The organism is Pseudomonadota bacterium, from assembly GCA_039193195.1.
Lineage (GTDB): Bacteria > Pseudomonadota > Gammaproteobacteria > Steroidobacterales > JBCBZW01 > JBCBZW01.
In genome coordinates, this window is sequence record JBCCWS010000031.1 from 69,853 (window position 1) to 75,921 (window position 6,069).

General features: G+C 63.8%; 6 protein-coding genes. All 6 read left to right on the forward strand.

Annotated elements, in window-relative coordinates:
• Positions 1 to 4 precede the first annotated feature (4 nt).
• The 6 genes from AAGA68_19765 to AAGA68_19790 all read left to right on the forward strand — a co-directional run bounded on the left by AAGA68_19765 (position 5) and on the right by AAGA68_19790 (position 5,807).
• On the forward strand, positions 5 to 496 hold the full coding sequence (locus AAGA68_19765; protein MEM9387306.1) for a hydrogenase maturation protease: 492 nt from the start codon (positions 5 to 7) through the stop codon (positions 494 to 496).
• Positions 489 to 812, forward strand: coding sequence for a hypothetical protein (locus tag AAGA68_19770; GenBank protein ID MEM9387307.1), 324 nt, complete (start codon positions 489 to 491; stop codon positions 810 to 812). The genes AAGA68_19765 and AAGA68_19770 overlap by 8 nt, the downstream gene beginning before the upstream one ends.
• A gap of 648 nt (positions 813 to 1,460) precedes the next feature.
• Entirely contained in the window at positions 1,461 to 2,627 is a 1,167-nt protein-coding gene (locus AAGA68_19775; protein MEM9387308.1) for a hypothetical protein, read from the forward strand.
• Positions 2,612 to 4,552: a M14 family zinc carboxypeptidase gene (locus tag AAGA68_19780; GenBank protein ID MEM9387309.1), complete on the forward strand. Its 1,941-nt coding sequence runs from the start codon at positions 2,612 to 2,614 to the stop codon at positions 4,550 to 4,552. Before AAGA68_19775 ends, AAGA68_19780 begins: the two co-directional genes overlap by 16 nt.
• Before the next feature lie 131 nt (positions 4,553 to 4,683).
• Positions 4,684 to 5,049 carry a hypothetical protein gene (locus AAGA68_19785; GenBank protein ID MEM9387310.1) on the forward strand — a complete coding sequence of 122 codons (366 nt, stop codon included), beginning with the start codon at positions 4,684 to 4,686 and terminating at the stop codon, positions 5,047 to 5,049.
• A gap of 98 nt (positions 5,050 to 5,147) precedes the next feature.
• Positions 5,148 to 5,807: a hypothetical protein gene (locus AAGA68_19790; GenBank protein ID MEM9387311.1), complete on the forward strand. Its 660-nt coding sequence runs from the start codon at positions 5,148 to 5,150 to the stop codon at positions 5,805 to 5,807.
• Positions 5,808 to 6,069: the final 262 nt, after the last annotated feature.

Here is a 6,069-nt window from a genome sequence, read left to right on the forward strand (position 1 = left end):
TCAGATGCTGACGGTCATCGGTTGCGGCAACACCAATCGTTGCGACGATGCGGCTGGCGTGCTGGTCGCACAACACCTGCAGAGGCGACTCGCGGCAAATCCCATTCCGGCGGTGCGGGTGTTCGACGCGGGCACCTCCGGCATCGACACTATGTTTCAGGCGCGGGGCAGCACGGCCCTGATTGTGGTCGATGCAAACCTCAGTGATTCGCCGCCAGGCACCGTCTTTCAAGTGCCCGGGGAAGAGCTGGAGAATGTCCACCAAGGCAGTTTCAGTTTGCACGACTTTCGCTGGGACCACGCCTTGTATGCGGGGCGCAAGATCTTCCGCAAGGACTTCCCTGAGGATGTGAAGGTGTTCCTCATCGAGGCGCAATGCGTCGATCTCGGGCTCGAGGTGTCTGCTGCGGTGGAGGCCGCCATCGAGAAGGTGGTGGAGTTGATTTGGCAGCGTTTGAAAGCGGGCGCGTGCGCTGCGGTGGGGGCTGATGGCTGAGAACCGAGCAGAAGCCCATCTCGAAGGTGGGAGCATCTACCTGAGCGCTGAGGCTTACGCGCAGTACCTGCCAGGACTGACGGCGGTTGCGCTGCTAGAGCGTGACGGTGAGCTCGTGCTCCTACCCGTGCGCCAGGAGGGGGCGGGGGGCTCCATGATCAAGCTTGTGAACAAGCGTGGAGATCGTGTGATACCCGCGCGCGAGTACCTGGCCAGCTGCGGGATTCCCGAGGATGTACGCTTTCCTAAGCGCTGCCGGTGGGACGATGAGCTCGCCGCCTTACGACTCCTCGAGGTGAGTCAAACGCCCGCGTAGGGCAGCGCGGTCGACCGCTCGGCGCGGGATGGCTACGGCGACTGGCCCTCCGCCGCGAACACGAGGGTGCGCACGAAGTCCACGCAGCGACTCTGGCGCAAGGCCCGCGGCTCCATCGCCTGGGTAAAGCCTTGATATTGCTTTATGCGAAGATTCGCCTATCATTTTCCAATGGTAGATGGAAATGCGCCGCCCATGGAAATGGCGCGCACGGAGTGGGCGTAGGGTAAACCGTCGCCCTTCCCTAGGGCCATGTGTTCCATCGCCAGGAGATGTCCCCCCCGCGGCCGCTCGCCGCTGGAAGTCGAGCAACACGGCGCGTTCGCCCTGGGTCGGTGGACTTCGCGGATTGCGTGCGTGAAGGGATGTAAGCACCATAGACCACCCGTAGTGCTCCGTGCGTTCGTTCGCCCTTGGTTGGGGGCGACCAGTCTGCAGTTGGCTACAGGGCTCTGCCATCCTCGATTGGAAGCACGGGGTCGATCGTGCGCAGTCTTGGTGCCGCTGAGGGATCTGTGCCTTCCAGCGCTGACCTCGAGGGATAAGGCAGCGGCCACGCCATCAACCCCAGGGGCGTCGCTCTCGTCGGAACCGTCGGAGCGCGTCGTTGTCGCAGACATCTAGGGCGAAAGCTGACTGGGGAACAAGATGCAGCCTGTAACGTACGGACGCGCTCTCGGAGGATCCGTCTGGTGCGCCGCCGCACTCATCGCCGTAAGCGTTGGACCTGCTAGCGCGCAAGGGAATGCAGGCGAGGCCCTGTCTCTGAAAATGCCGGCGCTGGTAGCCAAGCTGCAGGCCCCCGCCCTGCGTAGGGCTCGTGAGCAGGTCGAAGCACTCATCGGCGATAGGGCCTTCGATCCCGCCCGGATGGAGCAGCTGCTGTCGGATCCGCAGTTCGATGGTGTCGCCCGCGACCATCTGCGCTTGGCGCTGGTGCGGGCTGCCCGCAAGCTGCAGACGCCGCCAACGGCGCTGGAAGCCTATGTCAGCTCGCTCCAGACCCACGAAGACGAGGTGCTCACCGTGCACCAGGAGGGACCCCTCGCGATTCCCTACTTCGCCATCGCGAGTGCCGCCGAGGGCACCCTGTCACTATGGGAGCGGCGACGCACGGCCAAGGCGCTCGTCGGCGCCGTTGCACTGGGGGAGCTGCCGGACTTTCGGGCCTATTTCCGAGAGGGTGCGCAGGACCGATTGGCAACTGCTCAGCGTCTAGGCGCGTTGGATGCCCTGGCCTCGCTGCCACCTGCCCAGCTGCGCACCGTGAGCTCCGCTCTGCTTAGGGATCTAGAGAGCGTAGGTGCGCTCGAGGCGCCGTTAGCGCTCATCGCTCGCAAGACGGCAGATGTGTCCTTGTTCCGCAAGCTGCTTGCCGTAGGGCGCACCCACGAATCGCTATCACTGGTCGGCGCCGTGAACAACACGCTCTCCCCTGAAGAGGCGTTCGCTGCCCTGGCAGATGCTCACCGCAATCCGCGCCTCACTTCGGCCGCACTCTACGCGCTGGGCCATTTAATCGATCGCGCGCCGGGCGTGCGCGAGTACCTGCTGCAAGCCCTAGCAGATCAGGCCAGCGGTGGTAGCGCCGCCGCGGTGATTGCCGCCAGCGAGGATCGCCTGCTCTTGGACGGTGTGGGGAGGCGCTTGGCGCAGGATGAGGCGCGGGACGACCGCCATCGCGCGCGTCTGGCGCTAACCCTGCGATTAGCCAACACCACGAGTGCGCGACAGCAGCTGCGCGCTGCCCTGGCCGAAGGCGTGATCACACCGCCTCACTTGGCGGAGGAGGTGCGGGCATGGCTTGGCGAATGAGCAGTGCAGCGCGCCTCGTATCGGCGGTGCTCATCGGCGTGTTGGGCACGACCGGCGCCTCCGCACAGGTCCTCGAGTTTACCGAGTCGATCAATTCTGACACGCAGATCGCGGTCGGCTACCCGATTCCGATTCCCGTTGAGTCTCAGCTGCCGGTGGACGGCTTCCGTTCCTTCGCCAGCCTCTTCGCCCGCCACCAAGACCTAGCGCTATCCAGCGCGTACGTGCGTTCGGTGATCGTCGGCCAGACCTTCAACGGCCGCGATATCACCGCCTACGTGATCGGCGACGACGACACCACCATGGCCTTCAGCGATCTCACCGAACCTGCCGTGCTCATGAACGGCACGATCCACGCTCGCGAATGGGCAAGCCCCGAGGTGGTGACTGCCCTGTTCGAGGCGCTCGTCGAGCAGGAGGACGACGGCGCCATCGTGCAGTTCATTCTGGAGAACGTAAACTTCGTGCTGCTGCCGATGCTGAACATCGATGGCTACCTGCAAACGCAGCGTTTCCCCACCCAGTTCACGCCCACGCCGCAGGATGAGCAAACCGGGGGTAGCAATCAGTTCAGCCAGCCGCGCGATGGCCGCATGCGGCGCAAGAACATGCGCGGCGTGGACGAGTCGCTGCAGAGCGACGACGATCGCCTCCTCGGCATCGATCTGAACCGCAACAACGACGCCTTTTTTACAGCCCCCTTCGGCGGCAACTCGACGGACCCGCAGAGCCTGGTCTACCGCGGTGAGTTCGCCGCGTCGGAACCGGAGATCCAAGCGCTGCTGGCCGCTGCTGATCTCACTCCCGTAGACCGCCTGCGCCTCTACATCGACGCCCACAGCTTCAGCCGGGTCTACTTCGTGCCTGCGACCAACAATGCGCGGCGTAACAACATCACCGCCACCCTGGCCGGGCGCATGGGCAATGCCACCACCGTGTTCGGCCAGCCGCGCTACGAACCTGTGATCGGTACGCCCGGGGAGGACATCAGCACTACGGCCACCTTCTTCGCCTTCGAGTACGAAGTACCGTCCTGGACCCTGGAGATCGAACCGCCCTGCGGATTCCCCGGCCTACCTTGTGGCGGCGCTAACTACGCCGGCGGCATCGGCGTGAACGGTGATGGCTTCATCTTGCCCAACACGGAAGTGGCCCGAGCGCGCGAGGAAAACACGCTGGCGCACATCCTAGGCCTATACCACCAAGCCGGGCCCCCCAGCGTCCGGCGAGTGGTGCTGCAGGAGGAGAACTCTGGGGAGATCCTACTCGACGCGGCGTGGACGGCCACCGGCGATGGCGCGACGCGTACCCTAAGCGGCACCAACAGCGAGCTCACTCTGAGCGAGGGCACCGCCTACCGCTTGTGGATCGGCTTCGACAAACCGATGCGCTGGCGCAACGAGAGCGCAGCGGTAGTCGACTATCCGGGGCAGTCCGCAGTGGGCCGCGAGGCGATCGCCACCCTGCGCGGCCTTAACATTAACGGCGATACCTTCAACTTCACCGTACCCTTCGTCCCGAGCGCTTGGCTGGACACGCCGGGGGATGCGCCCACGGGCTACACCCGCTACAAGGACGACGCGATCGCTGCTAGCTTCACCCTGCCCGCCAGCTTGCTGATCAGTACCGACCCGACCGACCTCGTGTTGAGTCTCAACGTGCGTGATTTCGCCGAGCAGCTACTCGACGCCGATCCGTCTTCCATCGCAGACTTTGCCGGCGGGGTCTGGACGGGCTACGAGAGCCTCGGTGGCTTCGATGGCGATGTGGGCGGCGCCGATGAAACCCTGAGCTTCAAGGCGGTGGGCTCGGCGACAGAGCCGTCGCCGCCCGCTAACGGCGGGGGCGGCGCGCAGGGCGGCTTGACCCTACTCGCCCTGTGCTGCTGCTTGCTGCTCGGTGCGCGACGACGCCCTAAGCATTAGGCCCTTACCGCTTGGGGCGTTGCTGGGAGTGTTCGCTTACCGGCGCTCGCGGGCGAAGTTGACAGCTCCCATACCAACGCCGCTTCCTTCGAACTACGCTTACCAATCGGTAACGCCATGTAGAGAATACTATGAGCTTACGGCACCGTGCGGTCAGCCTTGGCGCGGCCTTACTCTGCCTGTGCAGCGCGCTACCGGGTAATGCAGACGGTGCTGATAGCCCGGATCCAAGCAGTGTTGAGCAGGATAAGACCCTGAGCTGGGATGAGTTGCGCCAGCTAATCCCGGACATTGAGGAGATGGAAATCCGCGTGCCGCAGGGTGACCAAGCGGCGCAGAAGCGGGAAGTGCGCTTCTGCGAGAAGCGCCCCGAGCTAGGCACACGCCTAGCGATCGAACGTTGCTACACGCTCGACCAATTGATTCGCAAGTACTGCCGACGCACCAATCGCGGTGGCATCTCCTACTGGTGCTTCGAGCTGGCGGATAAGCGCTAGGGCGGCCTGATCATCCCGCGACGGGGCCAGATGCGCTAGTTGAAAACCGATCGCATTTGCGGGTAGCGTTTAGGCCGCATCTACTCGGAGTCGCTGCCTTGCTGTACCGAAGACTGTTCGCCCTCTCGCTTTGCCTGATCGCCGCAGCCCTGGTGGCGTGCGCGCCACCGATGCCGGTGCAACGTCTTGCCGATGGTGGCTTGCTCGAACCCAACCTCATCGACACCAAAGAGTTGCAGCAGCTGCCCCACGTGGATGAGGCAGTGGCAAAGGCCCTGGTCGCGGCCCGCCCCGTGCTCTCCGCGGGCGCCTTCGACGCGGCCCTGGCCCCGATGCTCAGCGAGGAACAGCGGACTGAGCTCTACGCACGCGCGTTTCGACCGATCGATCTTAATAGTGCCACTCGCGAGGAGATCATGCTGATCCCCGGCATGAGCGAGCGAATGGCGCACGAGTTCGAAGAGTATCGACCATACACCAGCCTCGAGCAGTTTCGGCGTGAGATCGGCAAGTACGTTGACACCACAGAGGTCGCCCGTCTCAGCCAATACGTGCACATCCCGGTGCCCTTGAATACTGGTACGAAGGCACAGCTGCTGGGCATCCCAGGCATGAGTGAGCGCATGGTGCACGAGTTCGAGGAGTACCGGCCCTACACCTCCATCGAGCAGTTCCGACAGGAGATCGGCAAGTACGTCGTTGATCAGGAGCTCGCCCGCTTGGAAAGCTACGTGGTGTTGGATCCCGTACAGGAGTAGGCGGCGCTTTGAGCGCGTCACGGGAGGATGCGGTCAGGTCTCGCGGTGTCTCGAAGGCGATTGTCTGGATTGCCTTGGGCGTGCCAGGGCTGTGGTGGACGGGCGGATACCTGAGCGGAGGCCTAGCCTGGATTATTCATGAGCCAAAAGAGAAGAAGGCCCTCGATGTGTTAGAAAGGTGTTACGACACAGCACTTTCGGACACAAAGAAGGCCTTCCAATGGACGACGTTACCACAGCGCAGGGTGCACTGTTCAACACA

Excerpts from the sequence above, each read along its gene's own strand:
- AAGA68_19780 (MEM9387309.1), top strand. The coding sequence starts at position 2,612 with ATGGCTTGGCGAATGAGCAGTGCAGCGCGCCTCGTATCGGCGGTGCTC.
- AAGA68_19765 (MEM9387306.1), top strand. The coding sequence starts at position 5 with ATGCTGACGGTCATCGGTTGCGGCAACACCAATCGTTGCGACGATGCG.
- AAGA68_19785 (MEM9387310.1), top strand. The coding sequence starts at position 4,684 with ATGAGCTTACGGCACCGTGCGGTCAGCCTTGGCGCGGCCTTACTCTGC.
- AAGA68_19770 (MEM9387307.1), top strand. The coding sequence starts at position 489 with ATGGCTGAGAACCGAGCAGAAGCCCATCTCGAAGGTGGGAGCATCTAC.
- AAGA68_19775 (MEM9387308.1), top strand. The coding sequence starts at position 1,461 with ATGCAGCCTGTAACGTACGGACGCGCTCTCGGAGGATCCGTCTGGTGC.